The sequence below is a fragment of the Pseudomonas sp. MF6394 genome, from assembly GCF_002018845.1.
GTDB lineage: Bacteria > Pseudomonadota > Gammaproteobacteria > Pseudomonadales > Pseudomonadaceae > Aquipseudomonas > Aquipseudomonas lactis.
Window position 1 is genome coordinate 54,138 of the sequence record NZ_MVOJ01000038.1, and the last position, 23,829, is coordinate 77,966.

Sequence of the window (23,829 nt, forward strand, 5' to 3'; positions counted from 1 at the left end):
CCACATTTTGATCCCCAGCCGGTTCAAGTAACGCGCAGGCGCTTGCGCTGCAATGTCTGGCTGGGCGACTCATCGAACAGCTTGCGGTACTCCGCCGAAAACCGCCCCAAATGCGTAAACCCCCACCCCAGCGCGATTTCAGAAATAGTGCGAATCGAGCCCTGCTCCAGAATTTCCTGGCGCACCGCCCCCAACCGATGCTTCTTCAGATACGCCATGGGCGACAGCGCGAAGTACTTGCGAAACGCATCGAACAGTTTGAACCGCGACACGCCCGCCGCCGCTTCCAGGTCTTCCAGGTGCAGCGCTTCACGGGCGTTGTCGTGGATAAATTGCCGGGCGCGAATCAGGTAGTGCGGCAGTTTCACCCCCAGCACGTCGCGCAGTTCTTCAGAGTAGTTATTTGGTTGGGCCAGGATCAGGCCCTTGATCAGCGAGCTTTCCAGGTCGCGAGTAAACGCCGCCTGTTCGTACAGTTCGCTGCTGCATTCCAGTTCGGCGATGAAGTAACGCGCCATGCGCCACCACGAAGCCGGGGCGCCGTCCACGGCATCCATCACCGACTCAAAGCGCAGCGGTGCATCAATGGGCCGTTGCAGCAAACCTTCCAGCGACTCGCTCATCGCTGCGCGGGTGATCACCACTTGCAACTTGCGGCAGTCACCGGAAATCGCCAGCACCTGATGCTCATTGGGTGAAATGATCACGCCCTGGTCGCGGTTGGAGCTGAGGCGCTCACCGTTCTTGCTCAGCTCCTGCTCGCCCACCAGTGGCAGGCTCAAGCTGTAGCTGCTGAAGTGCTCGGCGTCTTCGATGTCGATGGTCACATCGGTGCCGTACTCGATCACGCCCAGGGTGGTGGCGCGGGATTTGAACACGTTGGCGCTGTGGTGAAAGCGCAGGCGCTCGGGCGTTGCCGTCGCCAGGCGATGGGGCCCGCAGATGCCGGACATCCAGCTGCACGCGCCCTCCAGGTCGAAGCGTTGAATATGAATATCGCGTGTCTGACTAGTCATCAGGGTGCACCCACGGCGGTTAGGCGTTTGCGCGCTCTGACGGCGCGTCGTTGAACGTCGACAGCAAGTTCCAGGCCACGCCAGCGCAGTTCTCACTGAGTGGATAGCAACAGTCGACTATGTGGATAAACCCCAGGGTTTTGCGACCATCGCCCGCCATCACAGTAGCGCATGCCGTCACCGGCGCGCACCGCCATGGGTATTTGCTGCCCAACTTTGCGGCCTACGTTCCCCCATTAAGCGGATAGCCCGCCACCGCATCGCAGCCGCTTAATGGCTCACCGTTTAGCCATGATCAAAAGGTGCCTCCCATGAGTGGTGCAAGAACCGTCGAGCAATGGAAATCCTTTATCGAAAGCTGCCTGGACTTTCGCCCGGCGGATGAAGTGTTCCGCATCGCCCGCGACATGTTCACCGAGCCCGAGTTGTTCGACCTGGAGATGGAGCTGATCTTCGAGAAGAACTGGATCTATGCCTGCCACGAAAGCGAACTGGCCAATAACCACGACTTCGTGACGATGCGCGCCGGGCGCCAGCCGATGATCATCACCCGTGACGGCGAAGGCCGACTCAACGCGTTGATCAACGCCTGCCAGCATCGCGGTACCACCCTCACCCGCGTGGGCAAGGGTAACCAGTCCACCTTCACCTGCCCGTTCCACGCCTGGTGCTACAAGAGCGATGGCCGACTGGTAAAGGTCAAGGCGCCGGGGGAATACCCGGAAGGTTTCGACAAGGCCACCCGCGGCCTGAAAAAAGCGCGCATCGAAAGCTACAGGGGCTTTGTGTTTATCAGCCTGGACGTGAACGGCACCAACAGCCTGGAGGACTTCCTGGGCGATGCCAAAGTGTTCTTCGACATGATGGTGGCGCAATCGGCCACCGGTGAGCTGGAAGTGCTGCCGGGCAAGTCCGCCTACACCTACGACGGCAACTGGAAGCTGCAAAACGAAAACGGCCTGGACGGATATCACGTCAGCACCGTGCACTACAACTACGTGGCCACCGTGCAGCATCGCCAGCAGGTCAACACCGAAAACGGCGCAGGTTCCAGCACCACGCTGGACTACAGCAAGCTCGGCGCGGGCGACGCAAATACCGACGACGGCTGGTTCGCCTTCAACAACGGCCACAGCGTGTTGTTTAGCGACATGCCCAACCCCAGCGTGCGCTCCGGCTACGCCACCATCATGCCGCGCCTGGTAGAAGAACACGGCCAGCAGAAGGCCGAGTGGATGATGCACCGCCTGCGCAACCTGAACATCTACCCCAGCCTGTTCTTCCTCGACCAGATCAGTTCGCAGTTGCGCATCATCCGCCCGGTGGCCTGGAACAAGACCGAGATCATCAGCCAGTGCCTGGGGGTTAAGGGTGAGTCCGACGCCGATCGCGAAAACCGGATTCGTCAGTTCGAAGACTTCTTCAACGTTTCCGGCATGGGCACGCCCGATGACCTGGTGGAGTTTCGCGAGGCCCAGCGCGGCTTCCAGGGCCGCCTGGAACGCTGGAGCGACATCTCACGGGGTAGCCATCGCTGGGAGACCGGGCCGACGCCCAACAGCGAGGCCATCGGCATCCAACCGGCGATGACCGGTACCGAATTCACCCATGAAGGCCTGTACGTCAACCAGCATCGCAACTGGCAGCAGTTCCTGCTCAAGGGTTTGGACCAGCGAGCCCTGGCACTGCGGGAGGTGAAGTGATGAATGCGCAATTGCAGTACCAGATCGAGCAATTCTTCTACCGCAAATCCGAGCTGTGCGACGCCCAGGACTGGGACGCCTACGTGGAGTTATTTGACCCACAGAGTGAATTCCACCTGCCGCAATGGGATTCCGAACACGTCTACACCCAAGACCCCAAGCGCGAGATGTCGTTGATCTACTACGCCAACCGTTCGGGCCTGGAAGACCGCGTGTTCCGCCTGCGCACCGGCAAAGCCGCCTCCGCCGCGCCGATGCCGCGCACCTTGCACCTGATCAATAACGTACGCATAGCCGAGCAGGCCGACGGCACGTTGGAGGTGCGTTTGAACTGGCACACGTTGTTTTATCGCCTGGCCACCTCCGAGCAGTTCTATGGGCATGCCACTTACCGCCTCAAGCCTGCGGGCGACAGCTGGTTGATCATGCGCAAGCACGCCTTGTTGCTCAACGACACCATCAACTCGGTGCTGGATTTCTATCACCTGTAACGGTGGTGCACTGCCCTGTAGGAGCGAGCTTGCTCGCGAAAAACGTAAGTACGCCGCGTTCATTCAGGATGTCCCGCGTCATCGTTGACGTTCTTCGCGAGCAAGCTCGCTCCTACAAGGGGTTCATACCTATTCACGGAGTTATGTGAATGAATCACAAAGTGGCCTTCAGCTTCGCCGATGGCAAGACCCTGTTCTTCCCGGTGGGCGCCCATGAAATCCTGTTGGACGCGGCCCTGCGCAACGGCATCAAGATCCCACTCGATTGCCGCGAAGGCGTGTGCGGCACCTGCCAAGGGCGTTGCGAGTCCGGCGAGTACACCCAGGACTACGTCGACGAGGAAGCCCTCTCCAGCCTCGACCTGCAACAACGCAAGATGCTCAGTTGCCAGACCCGGGTGAAGTCCGACGCCACCTTCTATTTCGACTTCGATTCAAGCCTGTGCAACGCCCCAGGCCCCGTGCAGGTGCGCGGCACGGTGAGCGCGGTGCAGCAGGTCTCGACCAGCACCGCCATTTTGCAGGTGCAACTGGACCAGCCTCTGGATTTTTTGCCGGGCCAATACGCGCGTCTGTCAGTGCCCGGCACCGATAGCTGGCGCTCCTACTCCTTCGCCAACCGGCCGGGCAGTCAATTGCAGTTCCTGGTACGCCTGCTGCCCGATGGAATAATGAGCAACTACCTGCGTGAACGCTGCCAGGTGGGTGATGAAATGCTGATGGAGGCGCCCTTGGGTGCGTTCTATCTGCGGCATGTCACCCAACCGTTGGTACTGGTGGCGGGCGGCACCGGGTTGTCGGCGTTGTTGGGCATGCTCGATGAGCTGGCCGTCACGGGCTGCACACAACCTGTGCACCTGTACTACGGCGTGCGCGGCGCTGAGGATTTATGTGAAGCGGCGCGTATCCACGCCTACGCGGCGAAAATCCCGAACTTTCGCTACACCGAAGTGCTGAGCGACGCCTCAACCGAGTGGACGGGCAAACGCGGCTACCTCACCGAGCATTTCGACCTGGCCGAATTGCGGGACAGATCGGCGGATATGTACGTGTGCGGCCCTCCTCCAATGGTCGAATCCATCCAACAATGGCTGGCGGATCAGGCACTTGATGGCGTCCAGCTGTATTACGAAAAGTTTACCCAGAGTAATATCTGACCCTCAGCAGTTCTGAGGGGCCGATGCGGCGTGCAATCACCCTTGAGAAAAACAAGTAGAAGGGAATGTTAATGGCGGATGACATGGTTAACCCGGTGGGCCTCAAGCGAGGCCTGAAGAACCGGCACATTCAGCTGATCGCCTTGGGAGGGGCGATTGGTACAGGCTTGTTCCTCGGCTCGGCCGGGGTACTCAAGTCGGCGGGGCCGTCGATGATCCTGGGGTATGCGGTGGCCGGGTTTATCGCGTTCCTGATCATGCGCCAGCTCGGCGAGATGATCGTCGAAGAGCCGGTGGCCGGGTCCTTCAGCCACTTCGCACACAAATACTGGGGTGGTTACGCAGGCTTCCTGGCGGGCTGGAACTATTGGGTGCTCTACGTGCTGGTGGGCATGGCCGAGTTGACGGCGGTGGGCAAGTACATCCAGTTCTGGTGGCCGGAAATTCCAACCTGGGTCAGCGCACTGGTGTTCTTTGTCGCGGTGAACCTGATCAACACCCTGAACGTGAAGTTCTTCGGGGAAGCCGAATTCTGGTTTGCCATCATCAAGGTGGTGGCGATTGTCGGCATGATCGTGCTCGGCTGCTACCTGCTGTTCAGCGGCACCGGCGGCCCGCAAGCCTCGGTCAGCAACCTGTGGAGCCACGGTGGGTTCTTCCCCAACGGCGGCATGGGGCTGTTGATGTCGATGGCCTTCATCATGTTCTCGTTCGGTGGCCTGGAGCTGGTCGGCATCACTGCCGCCGAGGCCAGCGAGCCGCGCAAGGTGATCCCCAAAGCGATCAACCAGGTGGTGTACCGCATCCTGATCTTCTACGTCGGCGCACTCACCGTACTGTTGTCGCTGTACCCGTGGGATCAACTGCTGCAAACCCTCGGCGCGTCAGGCGATGCCTACAGCGGCAGCCCGTTTGTGCAGATCTTCTCGCTGATCGGCAACGACACCGCCGCCCACATCCTCAACTTCGTGGTGCTGACCGCGGCGTTGTCGGTGTACAACAGCGGCGTGTATTGCAACAGCCGCATGCTGTTCGGCCTGGCCGAACAAGGTGATGCGCCCAAGGCGCTGATGAAGCTCAACAAACAAGGCGTGCCGCTGCGGGCGCTGGCGATTTCGGCGCTGGTGACCATGCTGTGCGTGGTGGTCAACTACGTGGCGCCGCACAGTGCGCTGGAGTTGCTGTTCGCGCTGGTGGTTGCGTCGCTGATGATCAACTGGGCGCTGATCAGCCTGACCCACATCAAGTTCCGCAAGGCCATGGGCGAGCAAGGCGTGACGCCGTCGTTCAAGACCTTCTGGTTCCCGTTCAGCAACTACCTGTGCCTGGCGTTCATGGTGATGATCATCGGCGTGATGCTGGCGATTCCGGGGATTCGCGAGTCGGTGTATGCGATGCCGGTGTGGGTGGGGATTATCTATATCGCCTACCGGTTTAGGATCAGAAACGGGAAGGTTGCCGTAACCCAGTAACCCCTGTGGGAGCGGGCTTGCGCGCGAATGCGGAGTGTCAGCTACACATCCGTTGACTGAACTACCGCATTCGCGAGCAAGCCCGCTCCCACATTTTGGATTGCGTTCCAAATGAAAGCCCCGGTAATCCGGGGCTTTTTGTTTAAAGCGTGGAGCGTACGCGCCAGAGTTCGGGGAACAACACCGTATCGAGCATCTTGCGCAAATAGCCCACGCCCTCGGTGCCGCCGGTGCCCGGCTGGAAGCCGATGATGCGCTCCACCGTGGTGACATGCCGGAAGCGCCATTGGCGGAACGAATCTTCCAGGTCGATAAACTTCTCGGCCAACTGATACAAATCCCAGTAACGGCTCGGGTCGCGATACACCTCGCGCCAGGCCGCTTCCACCGATTCATCGTGCACCGTGGCTGCGGTCGGGTCGCGCTCGGCGCGTTTGGGATCAATCGCCAGTCCCGCCTTGACCATCAGGTTTACGGCCTCGTCATACAGCGACGGCGTGGCAATCGCCACCTGCAATTGCTGCAGCAATTCCGGGCGATGGGCATGGGGCCGCAGCAGCGCCGGGCTTTTGTTGCCGAGGATGAATTCGATCTCGCGGTACTGAAACGACTGGAACCCCGACGACTGCCCCAGGAACGGGCGAATTGCCTTGTATTCCGAGGGTGTCATGGTGGCCAGTACCGCCCAGGCGTGCACCAGTTGATCAAAGATGCGCGACACCCGCGCCAGCATCTTGAATGCCGGCGGCAGCTCACCCAGGCGCACATGTTCGCGGGCGGCCTTGAGTTCGTGGAGCATCAGCTTCATCCACAGCTCCGAGGTCTGGTGCTGGATGATGAAGAGCATTTCGTTGTGGTCCGGCGACAGCGGGTGCTGGGCACTGAGGACTTTGCCCAGGTCCAGATAGTCGCCATAGCTCATGGACTCGGAGAAATTCAATTCGGCGTTATGCCATTCTTCCGGGGGTTGGTTATCGGCAGGCTTATAGTCTGGTGAGAAAGGACATTGGCTCATCGCGTGGGCTCCTTGAGCGGGCGGAGAATGGCGCGCACAGGGCTCGCGTCCAGGTTGGCGAAGCGCAGCGGCAGCGCGATCAATTCATAGTCGCCCTCCGGTACGTCATCGAGCACGATGCCTTCGAGGATCGCCATACCATGACGAGCCACGGCGTTGTGGGAATCCATGGTCTTGGACTGTTGCGGGTCCAGAGACGGCGTATCGATACCGATCAGGCGCACCCCCAGGCTGGCCAGCAGCTCAATGGTTTGGGGCGCGATGGCGGTGAAATTCGAATCCCATTCGGTGAGCGGCACTTGTGGATAAGTGCGCAGCAGCACGCGCTCGGGCACGTTATCCACACGCCCTTGCAACTGATGGGGCTCGACCAACGCGCCGCTGCCCAGGCAATGCAACACGCGGCAAGGGCCCATGTACACGTCCAGCGACACCTCGCCAATCGGCGCACCGTCTGCGCTGTAATGCAGCGGCGCATCCACATGGGCGCCGGTGTGCGGCGACAGCGTCACGCGCCCCACATTCACCGGGCACTCCGGGCCGAACTGCCACACGCGCTCTTCCTGAAACGGCGTATCACCCGGCCAGGTCGGGGTGGCCGTGCTCAAGGGCGGGCTGATATCCCACCACGTTTTTATTGGGTTCATTGCAAGGCTCTCACGGGGTACTGAGGTGAATGATACGAGGGCCAGCTCTGAATTTTCTTGCGAATTCTGGCGCGACACGGGAAAACTTTCGCAGTTACTGCGAGGAATTGATTTATTCACGCTTAAAAAATTCATTTGATGCCCACCTGTGGGAGCGGGCTTGCTCGCGAAGGCGGTGTGTCAGTCAATAATCTGTTTGACTGTCACACCGCTTTCGCGAGCAAGCCCGCTCCCACATGGATTTGCACTCTGCCCCGGAGATCGCATTCTGCTGCGCTTCTGGGCATACCGATGTCGAGTCCAGACCACCCGCCTTGGCTGCGACGCTATAGGGTTCGAATCTTCTTACCTTGCCTCGGAGTCATCATGTCCAAGCCCATCACCGTACTGCGCGACACCCACCCACTGCCGGTCCTGGATGCCTGCAAATGGGAAAAGCTCGAAGGCGACCCGCACACTGTCAACCTCAACGCCTACACCAGCGAAGACGGCAGCAAAATCATGGGCACCTGGATCTGCACACCGGGCAAGTGGTACGTGGAATACGTGAAGTGGGAATACTGCCATTTCCAGGAAGGCTACTGCGTGATCACGCCTGAAGGCATGGAGCCGATCCACCTGCGGGCTGGGGATATCTTTGTGGTGGAACCGGGAATGAAGGGGACGTGGGAAGTGGTCGAGACGGTGCGTAAGTATTTTGTGTTTGCCTGACCCAGCAAAACCTGTGGCGAGGGAGCTTGCTCCCTCGCCACAGGTATTTATTTGGGCTTGCGATAGCTGTTGATGATCGCCGAGAAGTCCTTGCCCCCTTCCCCACGCTGGCTCATGGATTGGTACAACTGCTGGGCCACCGCACCGAGGATCACCGGCTGGCGTGCCTGGCGTGCGGCTTCCGTCGCCAGGCCCAGGTCCTTGAGCATCAGGTCGGCACCAAAACCACCGGTATAGCCACGCGATGATGGCGCGGTCTCAATCACGCCTGGCCAAGGATTGTAGGTGTCGGAGCTCCAGCAACGCCCGGTGGAGCTGTTGATAATGCCCGCCAACACTTGAGTGTCGATGCCCAAGGCATCGCCCAGGGCCATGGCCTCACTGACGCCGACCATGCTGATACCCAGCAGCAGGTTGTTGCAGATCTTGGCGATTTGCCCAGTGCCGACATCACCGCAGTGCACGATGTTGCGGCCCATCTGCGCCAGCACCGGTTGCAGGGTGGCGAACAATTCCGGGTTGGCGCCGACCATGAAGGTCAGCGTCCCGGCCTGGGCACCGCCGGTGCCACCGGACACCGGCGCATCGGCCACTGCCACGCCTTGTTTGGCTGCCGCAGCCGCTACATCACGGATGGTTTGCGGGTCGATGGTGCTGCAGTCCACCGCCGGCACGCCTTTGCCGATGCCGGCGAGCACGCCGTCTTCATTGAGCCACACGCTGCGTACATGGGCGGCGGCCGGCAGCATGGTAATCACCAATTCGGCGCCTTGGGCGGCGTCACGCGGTGAACTGCTGATAGTGCCGCCCAGTTCGGCGAGTTCCTTGAGTACAGCCTGGTTCAGGTCGAACAGGTTCAGCGCGTGGCCAGCCTTGATCAGGTTGCGGGCCATGGGCGCGCCCATGTTGCCCAGGCCGATAAATGCAATCTTCATGGTCGTCTCCCAGGTTCAGCGCAGGTTGATGGTGGTGTTGACGCCATCGTTGACCGTGTTGTCGTCGAACCAGCGGCTGGTGACGGTTTTGGTCTGGGTGTAGAACTGCACCACTTGCTTGCCGTACGGGCCGAGGTCGCCGAGCTTGGAACCGCGCGAACCAGTGAAGCTGAAGAACGGCACTGGCACCGGAATCGGGATGTTGATGCCGACCTGGCCCACATCGATCTCGCTCTGGAATTTACGCGCCGCCGCACCGCTCTGGGTGAACAGGCCCGTGCCGTTACCGAACGGGTTGGCGTTGACCAGGGCGATGGCTTCATCGAGGGTATCGACTTCCAGCACCACCAGTACCGGGCCGAAGATTTCTTCGGTGTAGATGCGCATGTCGGTGGTCACGCCTGAGAACAGGGTGGGGCCGACAAAGTTGCCTTGCTCAAAGCCCGGCACCTTGATGTCGCGGCCGTCCAGCTCCAGCTTGGCGCCTTGTTTCACGCCGCTTTCGATCAGTTCCAGGATACGTGCCTTGGCGCGCTTGGAGATCACCGGGCCGACATCCGTGCCCGCTTCGCTGCCGGCGTTGACCTTGAGCTTTTGTGCCAGGGCCTTGAGGTCTGGCAGCCACTGCTTGGCCGCGCCCACCAGCACCACCACCGAGGTGGCCATGCAACGCTGGCCAGCCGCGCCGAAACCGGCACCGACCAGGGCGTTGAGGGTGTGTTCTCGGTTAGCATCCGGCAGCACCACCGCGTGGTTCTTGGCGCCCATCATCGACTGCACACGCTTGCCGTGTTTGCCAGCCAGGTCGTAGACATGGGTGCCCACAGCCGTCGAACCGACGAAGGACACCGCCTTGATGTCTTTGTGAGTGCACAGCGCATCCACCACGTCCTTGCCGCCATGCACCACGTTGAGCACGCCGGCCGGTACACCGGCTTCCAACGCCAGCTCCACCAGCAGCAGGGTCGACAGCGGGTCTTGCTCGGAAGGTTTGAGGACGAAGGTGTTACCGCAGGCAATCGCCATCGGGAACATCCACAGCGGAATCATCGCCGGGAAGTTGAACGGGGTAATGCCGGCGCACACGCCGATAGGCTGGCGCAGGGTGTAGGTATCCACGCCGCCGGCCACGTTCTCGGCGAACTCACCCATTTGCAGGGTGCCGATGGAACAGGCGTGCTCCACCACTTCCAGGCCACGGAAAATATCGCCCTCGGCATCGGCAATGGTCTTACCCTGCTCGGCGCTAAGGACCACGGCGATACGCTTGGAATGTTCGCGGATCAAGGCTTGCAGCTTGAGCATGATGCGCATGCGCGCGCCGATCGGCGTGAGTTTCCAGGTCTGGAACGCTTGATGGGCAGCGTCGATGGCGGCGTTGACTTCATCGGCGGTGGCAAACGGGACTTTGGCCAGCACTTGCTGGGTGGCGGGGTTGACGATGTCTTGCCACTCGGTGGTCTTGGACTCGACCCACTCGCCGTTGATCAGCAACTTGACCGGTTGCACGGAAATATCGGCAGATGCGTTCATGTGGTCTCCAACTCTTATATTTATACAGAGACAAGGCGCGTGAATCGCCTTGAAGAATGAGGCGTTCGGACTGTTTTTGGAGTATAGATGTGCAAATCTCTAATAAGAACGCACATAAAAGCCGGTCCAATATGCAAAAAAACATCACCTCCCTCGGCGCCCTGAACTGGGATGACCTGAAGTTTTTCCTCGAAGTGGCCCGCACCCGCAAGGCCAGCGTCGCCGCCAAGCGCCTGGCGGTGGACTACACCACCGTGTCGCGGCGCATCAGCTCTCTGGAAGTGTCCCTCGGCACGCTGCTGTTCGAAAAATCCCGGACCAACGGCTTCGTGCTCACCAGCGAAGGCCAGCGGTTGCTGGGTTACGCCGAATCCATTGAAAGCACGCTGCACATGGCCTGCGAACAGGTGTCCGGCTCCGGCGTGGCGCTGTCGGGCCACGTGCGAATGGGTTGCACCGAAGGTTTCGGCAGCTTTTTCGTCACCCCGCAACTGAGCCATTTCGTCGACACTTATCCCGCGATCTCGGTGGACATCCTGCCCCTGCCCCACTTCATCAGCCTGTCCAAGCGCGAAGCCGACATCGTCATCGCCCTGGAACGCCCGGAACACGGGCCGTATGTGTGCTGCAAACTGTGCGACTACAAGCTGCAGCTCTACGCCACCCAGGACTACCTCGACCAACACCCGCCGATCGGCAAACCTGCGGATTTGGCCGAGCATCCGTTTATCAGCTATGTGGATGATTTGGCCTTCAGCTCGGAGTTGCTGTACTTGGCCAATGTGGTGCCCGGCGCCAGCGCGAGTTTGCGCAGTACCAGCGTGATCGCGCAGTACGTGGCGGCCCAGCAAGGCCGGTCGATGGCGATATTGCCGTGCTTCCTGGCCGCGCAGGACCCGCGCTTGCTGCCGGTGCTGGGGGAGCAGATTGCGATTACGCGGCAGTTCTGGATGTATTGCCGGGAGGATTTGAGGAAGTTGAAGCGGATTACGTTGTTGTGGGATTACATCAGGGAGGTGACGGAGCAGAATCAGGGGTTGTTGATGGGGCAGACGCGGGAGATGCGGTTTGCGGACTAAGGTCACCGCAAAACAAATGTGGGAGCGGGCTTGCTCGCGAATGCGGTGGGTCAGTCAGCCTTGCCGTTACTGTTACACCGCCTTCGCGAGCAAGCCCGCTCCCACATTTTGAATGGGTTTCAGCTTGGGGAAAGGTGAACCCGCTTAGTCTGCGATCACAACGATGGAGACCCGGCGGTTCTCGGTGCGGCCTGCTGGGGTCGTGTTCGTTGCCACCGGCTCGCTGCTGCCCAGGCCGCGCAGTTGGATGTTTTCTTCTTTCATGCCCACGCGGGTCAGCACCTTGCCCACGCTTTTAGCGCGGCGCAGGGACAGGGCCACGTTGTAGGGTTCTTTGCCCGAGGCGTCGGTATGGCCGTCAACGCGCACGCGCTCGATGCCGGCGCCAACCAGGGCGCTACCGATGCGTTCGACGATGTCGGTGCTGGGTTTGTTGAGGGTTTCGACGTCGCTGCCAAACAGCACTTTGCCGGACAGGCCGAAGGCCCAGCCTTCATCGGTCAGCTCGAAACCTTGTTGCTTGAGCACGGCGACTTGCGCCGGGGTCAGGCCTTTGGGTGGCGTCTGGCAGCCGCTGAGGGCCAGGAAGGCCACGAGCAAAGAAATAAATAAAACGCGTGTGTTAGCGAACAAGGGAATCAACTCCTGTGTTGAACGTTGGCGACGGAGTGCTCCGACTCCGCCGTTTGCTGGCCGCCCGAGGACAGTCGTTTGGCCTGGTACATCGCCGCGTCGGCGGCGTTGAGCAAGGTGCCGGGTGTGGCGCCATGCTCGGGATAAATCGCAATGCCGATACTGAGGGAGGTCAACACCTGGGTGTCTCCAGGCAGTGGAATCGGCATGTCCATGCTGGCAATGATTTTGTCGGCGATGCGCTGGGCGTCTTCGGCCTTGTGCAGGGGCGCCAGCAATACCGCAAATTCATCGCCGCCCAGGCGCGCCACTAGGTCGTCCTCGCGCAGTTGCGCCCGCACGCGCTCGGCAACGGCCACCAGCACGGCGTCGCCGGCGGCATGGCCAAAGCGGTCGTTGATGTCTTTGAAACGGTCGCTGTCGAGGAACAGCACCGCCACCCGCTCGTTGACCTTGGCCGCGCTGCGCAAGGCACGGATCAGCCGGCCTTCGAAGAACGCGCGGTTGGGCAGGCCGGTGAGGCTGTCGTGGCTGGCCTGGTGGGCCAGGGTTTCGTTTTCGCTTTGCAAGTGGCTCTGCCAGGCCTCCATCTCGCCGAGCAGGGCGTTGAAGTCGCTGCCTAGGCTGTCGAGTTCGGCGATCTGCGCCGAGGGTACGCGGCGGTCGAAGTCTCGCTCGCTGCGGGCGGCGTGGGCGACGGCAGCCAAGCGTTGTAATGGCACGGTGATACCATTTAACAGACGCCGTGACAGATGCAACGCCACCCAGGCGCTGAGGGCGGTGCAGATCAGAATCCCGATCAAGCCACTGAGCAAGAAGCGCAACAGGCTGCCACCGTGGCCGACCAGATGGATGCTGCCGACGGTTTGCCCTTGGCGCAGGATCGGCTGGCTGATGGGCTGTTCGAGCAGGGCGTGCGCTATTTGCAGCTCGACCCGTGACAACATGCCGGTTTCCGGGCGAACCCAGCGCGCCAGCAGCTTGCCGTTGATATCGAATACTTCTGCCTGGGCCACTTCTTCGGTCGAGGCAATCAGGCTCAGGGCTTCGGTGGCCGCCGCACTGTCGTTGAACACCACGGCTGCTTCCACGGTGTAGTTGATCGAGCGGGCGATCAGGTGCAGGTTGTGCTCGGCGTAAACCCGCAGGGCAAGTACGCCCAGCAGGGTCAGGGACACACTGGCCAGGGTCACTGCTACCAGCGCCAGGATCATATGCCCGCGGGCAATTACCGAGCGCAGGGTCGGCCGCACTTTATCGCGACTCATGAGCCAGGCGCTCGACGACGGGACAACTGCAACACACTGGGATGGATGCGCACGCCGCTACGAGCGACGGAATCCAGGTTGACCTCGAACGACACCTGCTCATCGCTGACGCGCAGGCAGAACAGGCTGCCCACCGTGCACTGGTCGCCCCCTTCGCTGATGCTGAGTACGGGATGGCCGATCAATGAGGTAAACAGGCGGTTGCGTTCATCGGAGGTGATTTTGCCAATGTAGACGGCATCACAGGCATTGACGATATCCGGATGATCGACCAGCAAGCGCCGCACCAGCACCGGACGTCCGGTGGCCTGGGTGGTGCCTTTGACCAGGTCATCGGTGTACTGAGTCGGCCCGACAATGCACAGCCGCAATTGCGCAGGCTCAACCGGCCAACGGGCGTAACTGAGGATACCGAGCACCACTTGGGTCACCGCCTGGGCACGGTGCTCGGCCAGGCTGGGCGTCTGCGCAAATACGCGCGGCGCAAGCAGGCACAGCACCGTCACCAGTAACAGGCGTCTCCAACTCAAACTGCGCGCTTTGGGCGAGACAGCCACGTTCATGCAGCGATACTCTCAAGGGTTTTCAGGGTGATGCCGCAACGATAGCACAGCGGTGGACATCCCCACGAAGCACAGCATTCGAGGGGCTCGCTATTTTTTCAGAAAAATCAGACGTCTGAATGAGAAATATCGCCTGACCTATCAGTCATTTTTTTCAGACGGAAGGTCCAACTCCAACATCAACCCGCTCAGACGCTTGACCTTGCGCCGCACCGCTTCCTCAAACACGCCGCCGCGCGGCTCGATCAGGCTAAACCAGCGCTTGGCACGGGTGATACCGGTATAGATCAGCTCTTTGGTCAGCACCGGGTTGAGGGCATCCGGCAGGATCAGCGCGGTGTGAGTGAACTCCGAGCCCTGGGATTTGTGCACGGTCATGGCGTACACGGTTTCCACATCATTCAAGCGGCTGGGCAATACAAAGCGCACGCCGCCCTGGCCATCGTTACGTGGAAAAGCCACCCGCAGCACGTGGGGGCCGCCATCGCTTTCGGGCAATTTCAGCGCAATGCCGATGTCGCCGTTCATCAGGCCCAGGCCATAGTCGTTGCGGGTCATCAGCACGGGGCGGCCTTCGTACCACTGCTCGTCACCTTCGATCAGGCGTACTTTGCGCAATGCGGCAGTGATGCGCAGGTTGAGCCCTTCGACGCCCCAGGGGCCTTTTCGCACGGCGCACAGCAGCTGAAACGCGTCGAAGGCGTGCAGCAATTGTTGCGCCCAAGCGGTCCAGGCTGGATCGTCACGCGGTATGTCGGCAGAGGGACGCGCCGATTGCAGCAGGTTCAGGTAGTAGCGGTAACCCTGGGCGCCATCGCCCTGCCCGTCCAGGACCAGGCGCTCAAGGGCGTGGTCATGTTCGCCCTTGAGGCTGACACAGAACAGGTCGTCGTGACGGCCTGCGGCTAGCAGCTGGCGGGCCTCTTCGGCATTTTGCTGGTTGACCCAACGCGCCAGTTGGCCGATACCGCTGCCCTCACCGAAGCGGCGCGAATAGCGCAGCATCACTACTTGCTGGGCCAGGGGATGGCTGCCATCGAGGTCTTCTTGCAGGCCGCTGGTGCTGAGGTCTTCACCGCTGACGGCTTGCAACCAGTGGCGAGTCTGCGGGCTGTACCAGCCGGCTTCGGCATCGCGGCACAAATCGCCAAGTACGGCCCCCGCTTCTACCGAGGCCAGTTGGTCCTTGTCGCCCAGCAATACCAGGCGTGCGTGAGGCGGCAGAGCGTCGAGCAGGTTGGCCATCATTTCCAGGTCGATCATTGAGGCTTCGTCCACCACCAGCACATCCAAGGGCAACGGGTTGCCCAGGTGATGACGAAAATGCCGAGTGCCGGGACGACTGCCCAACAGGCGGTGGACCGTGGTGACTTGGGTCGGGATTTTTTCCCGCACGTTGTCGGGCACTGTCAGTGACAGCACTTGCTGGCTGATGGATTCGGTCAGGCGGGCAGCGGCTTTACCGGTGGGCGCGGCCAGGCGGATGCGCAACGGGCTGCCGGACTCCACGGCGGGCGCCTGCAACAGCGCGAGCAGGCGCACCACGGTGGTGGTCTTGCCGGTACCGGGGCCGCCAGTGACGATGCTGAAGGCGCCGCGGGTCGCCAGGGCGCAGGCGAGCTTTTGCCAGTCAATCACCCCATCGGGCGCAGGCTGGTCGAACAGGCGATTGAGCCGTTGCGGCAGATCGGCCGCGGCGTCTTCCACGCTGGCCAGGCGCAGGCGCAGGGCGTGGTCGATACGCCGCTCGTAGGTCCAGTAACGGCGCAGGTACAGGCGCTTGCCGGACAACACCAACGGGCGGCTGCGGGCCTCCTCGCTGCCATCGACGGCCAGCGCGACCAACGGGCTTGAAGCCAGAGCATGGCACCAATGGCCGCCATCCAGGCCGTGCAGCAACTGCGAGGGCAGCAGCATGGCGCCGGTGTGCAGGTCGCCTTCGGGCGGCAATGACAGGGCGAAATCCGGCGCCTTGAGGGTTTCGAACACATCCAGGCAGACGTGGCCATGCCCCAGTTGATGGCTGGTCAAAGCCGCCGCCAGCAGCACCAGCGGATCGGCGTTTGGATCCAACTCGTACAGGAAGCCGACGAAGGCTTTGTCCAAGGCCCGCAGCCATCCCCGCTCGACCCAACGCGCAAGCAACTGCAGCAGGTCGGCGGCGCGATCAAGCGGCAAAAGCGCCTCCAGCGGTAACGGCGACAGGCTCATAACAGCACTCCTTGTTCCCACGCAGGCTCAACCTTGGGTGGGATGGGCTTGCCCTGGAACAACAGGTCCAGGCTTTCGATCAACTCACGGGGCGGTCGAGTGAAATACGCGCCCTGGCTCACCGACTGGCTACCGCGCAGGAACAGGTACAGGGCACCGCCGACGTGCTGGTCATAATCGTAATGGGGCAGGCGCGCCTTGAGCTGGCGGTGCAAGGCCAGCAGGTAAAGTACGTATTGCAGGTCGTACCGATGCTCGAGAATCGAGTGTTCCATGGCGTCCTGGGTGTAGGCCGAGTCGTCAGGGCCAAGCCAATTGGATTTGTAGTCGGCCACGTAGTAACGGCCATCGTGCTCGAACGTCAGGTCGATAAAGCCTTTGAACATGCCGTTGAGCAGGACGGGCTCGGCGGCCACGCGGGACATGCCGCCATGGGTGTGCTGGCACACCAGTTTGTCGAGGGCGAGCACGTCGACGGTGTGACTGGCGAACCAGAATTCCATCTCGATCTGGTACTGCTGCAGGCCGCTGAGGGTGAAGCGCTCGTTGTGCAGCGGCAGCGGCGTTTGCAGCAGGTGCTGCAGCCAGCCGCTGAGGGTGACGATCCAGCCTTCCCAGTTGCGGCGGTTACAGCGTGCGCCCACGGCTTTTTCGATCGCCTCTGGAGTCACGTTGAAACCTTCTTCACCGGCCCACTCCAACAAGCCGTGAAGGAAGGTGCCTGGGTTGGGACCGCGTGGGAAACGGTGAATATCCCCGCCGGACGCGACCGTTTCCCGAGGGGCATTGGGGTCGAGGCGTTCGTCATCGAACAGCTTCTGGGCCTGTGGGCTTTCGGGCGCTTCGAGGTTGGCGGCGCTCATGCTGTCGCCGATGCGCAAGGCGCTGTAGGAGGCAATCCACCAGTTTTCTGCGGCCTTGCGTACAGGCAGCAACGGCGCAAGCAAGGTCGCTTGGTTGCGCGGCGGGTGGAACAAGATGTCTTGGGCGTCTGGCACAAGGTCATAACGGATGGCCGCGCAGCCTTGCTGCAAGTCAAACAACCAGCGCGCCAGACCCGCTGATTCGCCCAACGACGCGCCGGCTCCCAGCAGATAGCCCAGCGCTGAGAGGTGCAAGACCGAGCTGCTGTTATTGCCGCGCTTGAGGTCGGCGATGCCCAGCCAGCAGGCATGTTTGGCGCGGGTCAAGGCCACGTAGAACAAACGCAGGTCTTCAGCCAAGCGCTCGTCATCGGCTTGGGCGATCAGCTCGGCCGTGGGTCGTAGGCTTACCTGGGACTTGCCCTGTTCATCGTGATAATGCAGCGGCAAGCGACTGCCATCCACGGGCTTGGCCGAACAGATGAACGGCAAGAACACCAAGTCGTATTCCAGGCCCTTGGATTTGTGGATGGTCACCACTTTGACCAGTTGCTCGTCGCTTTCCAGACGCAGGATCTGCTCTTCACCGGCCTGCCCTGACAGCGCCAGATGCTCGGCCAAATGACGGATCAATGCCTGCTCGCCATCCAGTTCCGAGGCGGCCTGTTGCAACAACTCACTGAGGTGCAACAGGTTGGTCAGCACCCGCTCGCCATCACTGCGGGCGATGAGGGTTTGCGGTAGCTTGAAGTCGTGGAGCAGGCGACGCAGCATCGGCAACACGCCTTGGGTACGCCAGATGGCACGGTAGCCACGAAACTGCATCACCCGCGATTCCCACGCCAGCTCGTCCTGGTTCAGACGCTCCAGCTCCGCCAGGGACAGGTTCAGGGTGACGCAGGCCAGGGCCGCCCTTAATGGCCGTTCGACGTCCGGCTCCGCGCAAGCCTTGAGCCAGGCCAACAGGTCATGGGCTTCCTGGGCGGCAAACACCGAGTCTTTATCCGACAGGTACACACTGCGCACGCCACGGCTGGCCAGTTCGGCACGTACGGCTTGGGCTTCCTTGCCGTCGCGCACGAGGATGGCGATGTCTGACGGCAACACGCCCTTCAAGCGCCCCGCTTTCACAAAGCCTGCGCTGCCTTGCTGGCCGCCATTGAGCAACGCAACGATCTGCGTGGCGCAGGCGGCGGCCAGTTGCTGACGGTAAACCGCGTTGGAAATCGGCTGGTCGCTGGGCAGGTGCCAAAGGTTCATGGCCGGCAGCGTCTGGCCGTCGACCTGCAACTGCTCGCTACGGCCTTGGGACAGTACCGAATGGAACGGCACCGGGTTGTCGCCATCGGGTTGGCGAAACAGAAACGCACCACGGCCGGTTTCGGCACGCTGGAACACATGGTTCACCGCCTCGACCATCGCATGGCTGGAGCGGAAGTTGGTGCCCAGGGTGTGATGGCGGCCGGTGGTGGCCTGCCGGGCGCGCAGGTAGGTATAGATGTCGGCGCCGCGAAAGGCGTAGATCGCTTGCTTGGGGTCGCCGATCAGGAACAGGCCGCTGTCGAGGTGGTTTTCCTCGATGCGGTAGATGCTGTCGAAGATGCTGTATTGCACCGGGTCGGTGTCCTGGAATTCATCGATCAGGGCCACCGGAAATTGCTCGCGGATCACACTGGCCAGGCGCTCGCCACCGTCTGCCTGGAGGGCGGCGTTGAGGCGGATCAGCATGTCGTCAAACCCCATCTCGGCGCGGCGACGTTTCTCTTCCTCGAAGCGTTTGCCGACCCAGCCGGCAGCGTGTTGCAGCACCGCCGCGTCGGGCGTTGGCAAGGCGTCGAGGCTGGCTTTGAGGCCGGCCATGGCTTGGATGCCGGGGTGCTGCGGCGGCTCGCCTTTCCAGGCTTCGGCCATGCCATCGGGCGTCAGGCGGGTAAAGCCGGTGCCGATATCCAGTTGCTCCATAGTTTCGTCAGCGGCCCAGGCGCTGATCTTTTCGAACCAGGGTTCGAAGTAACGCGCTTGCATCTTGCGCCCGTCGACCGCTTTGGCGGCGACGGCTTGCAGGCAGATATCCCGCAGCTCGGCGGCCCATTGTTGCCAAGGGGCCTTGAGGGTAACCAGCGCGGCGCGGCGTTCTTGCAAACAGGCGCTGATCAGTTCGGCTGGCTCGCGGGTTTCGTCGGTGGGCCGCTCACTGCCGAACAATGCACGCACCCGTGGCATCAGCGCCGCGGGGCCGCCCCAATTATTGCGCACCCAGTTGAGCGCATCGTCATGCATTGGGTAGCAGAACAAGCGCCAGTAGTCGCGCAGCACTTCGCCCAGCAGGTCGCTATGGTCAGTTTCCAGGGTTTGTGTAAACAGGCTGCCGCTGTCGAACGCGTGTTCGCGCAGCATGCGCTGGCACCAACTGTGGATCGTCGAAACCGCCGCTTCATCCATCCATTGCGCGGCGATGTCCAGGCGATTGGCACAGGCCGGCCATTGCTGCGGATCATAGTGCTCGCGCAGGTCGGCAATCAGCGCATCGGGCTGTTCGATTTCGTCACGGAAGAAGCGCGCGGCTTCGGCCAGGCGGATGCGAATGCGTTCTCGCAGCTCCTTGGTGGCGGCGTCGGTGAACGTCACCACGAGGATTTGCGGTGGCAGCAGCTCGCGGCCGAAACCGGATTCATCGCCGCCATGGCCGAGCACCAGGCGCAGGTACAAGGCGGAGATGGTGAAGGTCTTGCCGGTGCCGGCACTGGCTTCAATCAACTGGCTGCCTTTGAGCGGGAACGCCAGGGCCAAGGGTTTGCCGATCATACGTTGGCCTCCGTGCTGGAAAGCGATCGCCAGGGGGCGTTGATCAGCGGGCGATACAGGGTTTCGCACCAGCCTTCGAACTCTTCGCTGGCGACCAGGGCCGCGTAGTCGGGAAATTGCCGCGTGAGGGCTGGCGTTTCGCGGCGTTCGCCGTCAGTGGTGATGCCATCGCCTTCATAGGCTTTGCTCGCAGCCGCTTGGGCCTTGGCGGGGTCAGTCTGGCCGAGCCAGGCGAACGCGGTTTTCACCGCGACAGGTAGCGGTGTACTCATTCCCGTGCGCCAGGCCAAAAGCAGGTTGCCGAGGATTTCCTCGGCGCTGGCCTTGTCCAGCGGGGCCAACAGTAAGGTGTCGTCACTGGCTACCAGACCGGTGCTCAAGGGCAGGCCACAGGCGCAGGCCACCACGTGATTGACCCAGGGGCGGATGAGGCGGTGCCACTTGCGTGTCTTGATCGAGCCAATGCTGTTGGGGATGGTGGTGACGCTTAACAGCCCGCCATCACTGCGTCGGTGCAGGCCGCTGATCCAACCTTCCAGCTGGATGCCCTGGTACGCAAAGCTGATCGGTTCAGCGCCGGTATGCGGGGTGGGCCACAGCGCCAGAAGGTCTTGATAGCGTTGCACCAGGTCCGGCAGCGGCTCGATCAGCTCGTTACGCAGGCATTCACCGAAACCGACCATCGGCAGCAGGCCGCTGCCTTGCAGGCGCAGGGCCTGGGCGTTGAGCGCCTGATCGAGTTGATCGGGTTGGGTGAGGGCCGCGTTCAACAGGCTGTCGCTGAGGTTGTAACGTTGCAACGCGTCCAGCACGAAGGGTTCTTCGTCAGCCAGCGGCACTTCGGCAGCTTCGAAGAATACTTTCAGGCGCTGGCTGAAGAAGTGCTTGACCGGGTTGCGCAGGAAATCCTGTAACTGGCCGAGGCTCAGGGGCTCTTCCTGTTGGTGAGGGGCCAAGCCTTGCTCTTGGGTGATGACCGCCGGTGCCTGATGCAGCCATTGCCATTCGCGGGCATAGCTGAACAGCGGATCGCCTTCGTGGAAGTAGCGGGCGCTGAAGGGTTGCAGGGGGTGTTCCTGGGTCATTGCGTCGATCAGCGGCTGATCGTCGTTGGTGTGCTGCCAGCCGCTGGCCAAGTGGTCGCGCAGTTGGCCGATCAGCACCGAGGCCGGGCGATCACTGTTGTCACGGATGCTGCGGCCTACCCAGCTGATATACAGCTGGTCGCGGGCCGACAGCAGCGCTTCGAGCAGTAAGTAGCGGTCGTCTTCGCGGCGAGAGCGGTCGCCGGGGCGGTAATCACTGCCCATCAGGTCAAAATCCAGCGGTGGCTGGGCCCGCGGGTAATCGCCGTCGTTCATGCCGAGCAGGCAAACCAGTTTGAACGGGATCGCACGCATAGGCATCAGCGTACAGAAATTGACCGCCCCCGCCAGGAAGCGCTGGGACAGGCGCCCCTGATCCAATCCGGCCAACCATGCCTCACGCACGACCGTAAGGGGTAACTCGTCTTGCAGACCAACGGACTCGCAGGTTTCCAGCCAGGTTTCTCTTAATTGTTCGAGCTGGCCCAGCAGGTAGTCATCGTGCTCGCTGCTGGGCAGGAAAAACAGCTGCATCAACCGTTGTAGACGCTCGCCCCAGGTTTGTGGCGACGCGGGTTCCGATAACGCTTGATGGGCATCGTTCAAGGCGTCAAGCAAGGCGACCAGTGGGCCGATCAAGGCCGCATCGAGGCCACCGATTTCGTCATAAGGTTCAATACCGTCGCAGGCCGTGCCGGTACCGACGGCATAGCCCAGCAGCATACGGCGCAGGCCGAATCGCCAACTGTTTTGCTCCAGTTCCGCGGGCAGGCCCAAACCGGCGCGTTGCTCGGCATTCAGCCCCCAGCGGATGCCGGCGCCTTCGATCCAGCGATGCAAGGTGGGCAGATCACGCTCTTTGATGGCGAAGCGTTCGCGCAGGGCCGGGACGTCGAGCAGGTCGAGGATTTCGCTGACGGGGAAGCGGCTGTCGGGGAGTTTGAGCAGGTGCTCCACAGCAATCAACAGCGGGTCGCGGCCACGTTGGCCTTGGTCTGTGAGGGTGAAGGGGATGAAGCGTGGGTCATGGCGTTCGAGCTGGCCGAAGACCGCGCGAATATGCGGCGCGTAGCTGTCGACGTCGGGGACCATGACGATGATGTCCCGAGGACGCAGTGTGGGGTCGGCGCTGAAGCGATGGAGCAATTGGTCGTGGAGGATTTCCACTTCGCGCTGGGCACTGTGGGCGATGTGGAAACGGATCGAAGTATCGCGTTGCAAGTCGACAGCGGGCCACCGTTCACGGGTTTCATTCAACGGCCGCAGTTCGAGGATATCGTCCTGGAGTTGGTTGAGCAGCGTGGTGGGTTCGCTGTCGCTGAACAGGTCGATACGACCGTCGCGGAATGCCGCGCGGTAGCTGTTGGGGTCGTCGTAGCTGTCCAACAGACTGATGTAATCACGGCCCTGCTTGCCCCAGGCAGCAAGCAGCGGATGGGCGTGCTGGTGCAAAGTTTGTGGGTCGATCGTGACGGGCATGCCCGCTTTGCGCGCCTGGCGTTTGTATTCGTTACGCAGCAAGTCCTTGTCGGCGACGATGTCCGACCAATGATGGCGGCAGGGGTTATGCACGCAGAGCAGAACTTGGCTGAAACGGGCCAAGCCCGCCAAGGCTTCCAGCGCCTGGGCCGGCAGCGATGAGATGCCGAAGACAATCACCCGGGGAGGCAAGCCGGGAGGTGCTTGTTCAAGGCTGTTGATGCGCTCGATGAAGCGCTGATGAACGCCGGCCCGGCTTTCGGCCATGCCTGCTGCACCTACATCCAACAACAGCGCGCGCCATAGCTCGGCTTGCCAGCAGTTGGCTGGGTTGAGCGGTTTGGAATCGCCTCGACCATTGCGCAGTTGGTGCCGGCCTGCGGCCCAATCTTCCAGCCAGTCGGCACGGTAGACCTGGTATTGGTCGAACAAGTCAGCCAGGCGCTCGGCGAGTTGGTAGCGTTTGCGCAGGTCGGTGTCTTGCGTCAGGAAGCGTTGCAGCGGCTCGAAGTGCGGTTGGTCGATCAGCTCGGGTAACAGGCGCATGAGGCGCCAGGTCAGCGGGGCTTTATCAAGCAGGGACTTGGGCGGGATCTCATCACGGCCCAAGACCATGCGATAAAGCTGCCACATAAAGCTGCCAGGCAGTTGCACGTCGATGGCTGCGGCAATGCCACAGCCGCCCATATCATCGGCTTGCGGGTCTTCGGCCAAGGCCAGCTTGAGCCACTGGGCAATGCCGTTGCTTTGTACCAGGGCGATTTCGTTTTCCAAAGGCGCCAGTGGGTAACGGCGCATCCAACTGACCACCAGGCTTCGCAGCTCGTCCAGGCGGTTGCCATGAACCACCATGAATCCAGGGCTGAGGGACGTCGCGTCCGGCATAACGGCTTCCTTGGGAAAAGCAAAATCGAGGGATGGACTTTAGCACTGTGGTGCACGGGGCGGACACAGGACGAACAAGTGTACGGGGACAAGGTGGACACTTTTCGAACGCCCAAAACAAAACCCCAACTGCTTTCGCAATTGGGGTTTCGGAATTTAATCTTGACGATGACCTACTCTCACATGGGGAAACCCCACACTACCATCGGCGATGCATCGTTTCACTGCTGAGTTCGGGATGGGATCAGGTGGTTCCAATGCTCTATGGTCGTCAAGAA

At 61.5% G+C, this 23,829-nt stretch carries 17 protein-coding genes and 1 rRNA gene; 6 read left to right on the top strand and 12 right to left on the bottom strand.

The window, feature by feature from the left end; translation table 11 throughout:
• Positions 1–23: 23 nt before the first annotated feature.
• Entirely contained in the window at positions 24–1,016 is a 993-nt protein-coding gene (locus tag MF6394_RS28480; RefSeq protein ID WP_078468027.1) for an AraC family transcriptional regulator, read from the bottom strand.
• Positions 1,017–1,327: 311 nt separating this feature from the next.
• On the opposite strand from MF6394_RS28480, the gene antA reads away from it, so the two are divergent.
• The 4 genes from antA to MF6394_RS28500 all read left to right on the top strand — a co-directional run bounded on the left by antA (position 1,328) and on the right by MF6394_RS28500 (position 5,839).
• A complete protein-coding gene (antA, locus tag MF6394_RS28485; RefSeq protein ID WP_047711775.1) occupies positions 1,328–2,719 on the top strand; it encodes an anthranilate 1,2-dioxygenase large subunit in 1,392 nt (463 codons plus the stop codon).
• Positions 2,719–3,210 (top strand): anthranilate 1,2-dioxygenase small subunit, encoded by a 492-nt coding sequence (antB, locus tag MF6394_RS28490; protein WP_069557799.1) that lies wholly within the window; start codon positions 2,719–2,721, stop codon positions 3,208–3,210. Before antA ends, antB begins: the two co-directional genes overlap by 1 nt.
• Positions 3,211–3,359: 149 nt before the next feature.
• Positions 3,360–4,367: an anthranilate 1,2-dioxygenase electron transfer component AntC gene (gene antC / locus MF6394_RS28495; RefSeq protein ID WP_078468028.1), complete on the top strand. Its 1,008-nt coding sequence runs from the start codon at positions 3,360–3,362 to the stop codon at positions 4,365–4,367.
• 71 nt (positions 4,368–4,438) lie between these two features.
• Positions 4,439–5,839, top strand: coding sequence for an amino acid permease (locus MF6394_RS28500; protein WP_005791366.1), 1,401 nt, complete (start codon positions 4,439–4,441; stop codon positions 5,837–5,839).
• 142 nt (positions 5,840–5,981) lie between these two features.
• Here the strand turns inward: MF6394_RS28500 and kynA are convergent, their stop codons facing one another.
• A complete protein-coding gene (kynA, locus tag MF6394_RS28505) occupies positions 5,982–6,854 on the bottom strand; it encodes a tryptophan 2,3-dioxygenase (protein ID WP_073521906.1) in 873 nt (290 codons plus the stop codon).
• A complete protein-coding gene (gene kynB / locus MF6394_RS28510; protein WP_069557800.1) occupies positions 6,851–7,501 on the bottom strand; it encodes an arylformamidase in 651 nt (216 codons plus the stop codon). Before kynB ends, kynA begins: the two co-directional genes overlap by 4 nt.
• A 366-nt stretch (positions 7,502–7,867) precedes the next feature.
• Between kynB and MF6394_RS28515 the strand changes: the two genes are divergently transcribed.
• On the top strand, positions 7,868–8,212 hold the full coding sequence (locus MF6394_RS28515; RefSeq protein ID WP_003230905.1) for a cupin domain-containing protein: 345 nt from the start codon (positions 7,868–7,870) through the stop codon (positions 8,210–8,212).
• Between the two features lie 47 nt (positions 8,213–8,259).
• On the opposite strand, the gene mmsB is transcribed toward MF6394_RS28515, so the two are convergent.
• Together mmsB and MF6394_RS28525 are read right to left on the bottom strand one after the other, a co-directional pair.
• The gene (mmsB, locus tag MF6394_RS28520; protein ID WP_078468029.1) at positions 8,260–9,147 is read right to left on the bottom strand and encodes a 3-hydroxyisobutyrate dehydrogenase; all 888 of its coding nucleotides are present in this window, start codon (positions 9,145–9,147) and stop codon (positions 8,260–8,262) included.
• A gap of 15 nt (positions 9,148–9,162) precedes the next feature.
• Positions 9,163–10,680 carry a CoA-acylating methylmalonate-semialdehyde dehydrogenase gene (locus MF6394_RS28525; RefSeq protein ID WP_047711780.1) on the bottom strand — a complete coding sequence of 506 codons (1,518 nt, stop codon included), beginning with the start codon at positions 10,678–10,680 and terminating at the stop codon, positions 9,163–9,165.
• Between the two features lie 131 nt (positions 10,681–10,811).
• On the opposite strand from MF6394_RS28525, the gene MF6394_RS28530 reads away from it, so the two are divergent.
• A complete protein-coding gene (locus MF6394_RS28530) occupies positions 10,812–11,759 on the top strand; it encodes a LysR family transcriptional regulator (RefSeq protein WP_078468030.1) in 948 nt (315 codons plus the stop codon).
• 144 nt (positions 11,760–11,903) lie between these two features.
• Here the strand turns inward: MF6394_RS28530 and MF6394_RS28535 are convergent, their stop codons facing one another.
• From MF6394_RS28535 to rrf, 7 genes are all read right to left on the bottom strand, one after another.
• Positions 11,904–12,392, bottom strand: a complete 489-nt coding sequence (locus tag MF6394_RS28535) for an OmpA family protein (RefSeq protein ID WP_078468031.1) — start codon at positions 12,390–12,392, stop codon at positions 11,904–11,906.
• A gap of 5 nt (positions 12,393–12,397) precedes the next feature.
• Entirely contained in the window at positions 12,398–13,660 is a 1,263-nt protein-coding gene (locus MF6394_RS28540) for a diguanylate cyclase domain-containing protein (protein ID WP_044268522.1), read from the bottom strand.
• On the bottom strand, positions 13,657–14,223 hold the full coding sequence (locus tag MF6394_RS28545) for a YfiR family protein (protein ID WP_044268525.1): 567 nt from the start codon (positions 14,221–14,223) through the stop codon (positions 13,657–13,659). Before MF6394_RS28545 ends, MF6394_RS28540 begins: the two co-directional genes overlap by 4 nt.
• A 141-nt stretch (positions 14,224–14,364) precedes the next feature.
• Entirely contained in the window at positions 14,365–16,434 is a 2,070-nt protein-coding gene (gene recD / locus MF6394_RS28550; RefSeq protein WP_078468032.1) for an exodeoxyribonuclease V subunit alpha, read from the bottom strand.
• Complete coding sequence (gene recB, locus MF6394_RS28555) at positions 16,431–20,102, bottom strand: exodeoxyribonuclease V subunit beta (RefSeq protein WP_078468033.1); 3,672 nt, start codon at positions 20,100–20,102, stop codon at positions 16,431–16,433. Before recB ends, recD begins: the two co-directional genes overlap by 4 nt.
• Complete coding sequence (gene recC, locus MF6394_RS28560; RefSeq protein ID WP_078468034.1) at positions 20,099–23,551, bottom strand: exodeoxyribonuclease V subunit gamma; 3,453 nt, start codon at positions 23,549–23,551, stop codon at positions 20,099–20,101. Before recC ends, recB begins: the two co-directional genes overlap by 4 nt.
• Positions 23,552–23,711: 160 nt before the next feature.
• A 5S ribosomal RNA gene (gene rrf / locus MF6394_RS28565) occupies positions 23,712–23,827 on the bottom strand.
• Positions 23,828–23,829 lie beyond the last annotated feature (2 nt).

What these genes read in the sequence shown, in the direction of transcription:
- MF6394_RS28480 (WP_078468027.1), bottom strand. Translation starts at nt 1,016, where the DNA reads ATGACTAGTCAGACACGCGATATTCATATTCAACGCTTCGACCTGGAG.
- antA (WP_047711775.1), top strand. Translation starts at nt 1,328, where the DNA reads ATGAGTGGTGCAAGAACCGTCGAGCAATGGAAATCCTTTATCGAAAGC.
- antB (WP_069557799.1), top strand. Translation starts at nt 2,719, where the DNA reads ATGAATGCGCAATTGCAGTACCAGATCGAGCAATTCTTCTACCGCAAA.
- antC (WP_078468028.1), top strand. Translation starts at nt 3,360, where the DNA reads ATGAATCACAAAGTGGCCTTCAGCTTCGCCGATGGCAAGACCCTGTTC.
- MF6394_RS28500 (WP_005791366.1), top strand. Translation starts at nt 4,439, where the DNA reads ATGGCGGATGACATGGTTAACCCGGTGGGCCTCAAGCGAGGCCTGAAG.
- kynA (WP_073521906.1), bottom strand. Translation starts at nt 6,854, where the DNA reads ATGAGCCAATGTCCTTTCTCACCAGACTATAAGCCTGCCGATAACCAA.
- kynB (WP_069557800.1), bottom strand. Translation starts at nt 7,501, where the DNA reads ATGAACCCAATAAAAACGTGGTGGGATATCAGCCCGCCCTTGAGCACG.
- MF6394_RS28515 (WP_003230905.1), top strand. Translation starts at nt 7,868, where the DNA reads ATGTCCAAGCCCATCACCGTACTGCGCGACACCCACCCACTGCCGGTC.
- mmsB (WP_078468029.1), bottom strand. Translation starts at nt 9,147, where the DNA reads ATGAAGATTGCATTTATCGGCCTGGGCAACATGGGCGCGCCCATGGCC.
- MF6394_RS28525 (WP_047711780.1), bottom strand. Translation starts at nt 10,680, where the DNA reads ATGAACGCATCTGCCGATATTTCCGTGCAACCGGTCAAGTTGCTGATC.
- MF6394_RS28530 (WP_078468030.1), top strand. Translation starts at nt 10,812, where the DNA reads ATGCAAAAAAACATCACCTCCCTCGGCGCCCTGAACTGGGATGACCTG.
- MF6394_RS28540 (WP_044268522.1), bottom strand. Translation starts at nt 13,660, where the DNA reads ATGAGTCGCGATAAAGTGCGGCCGACCCTGCGCTCGGTAATTGCCCGC.
- MF6394_RS28545 (WP_044268525.1), bottom strand. Translation starts at nt 14,223, where the DNA reads ATGAACGTGGCTGTCTCGCCCAAAGCGCGCAGTTTGAGTTGGAGACGC.
- recD (WP_078468032.1), bottom strand. Translation starts at nt 16,434, where the DNA reads ATGAGCCTGTCGCCGTTACCGCTGGAGGCGCTTTTGCCGCTTGATCGC.
- recB (WP_078468033.1), bottom strand. Translation starts at nt 20,102, where the DNA reads ATGATCGGCAAACCCTTGGCCCTGGCGTTCCCGCTCAAAGGCAGCCAG.
- recC (WP_078468034.1), bottom strand. Translation starts at nt 23,551, where the DNA reads ATGCCGGACGCGACGTCCCTCAGCCCTGGATTCATGGTGGTTCATGGC.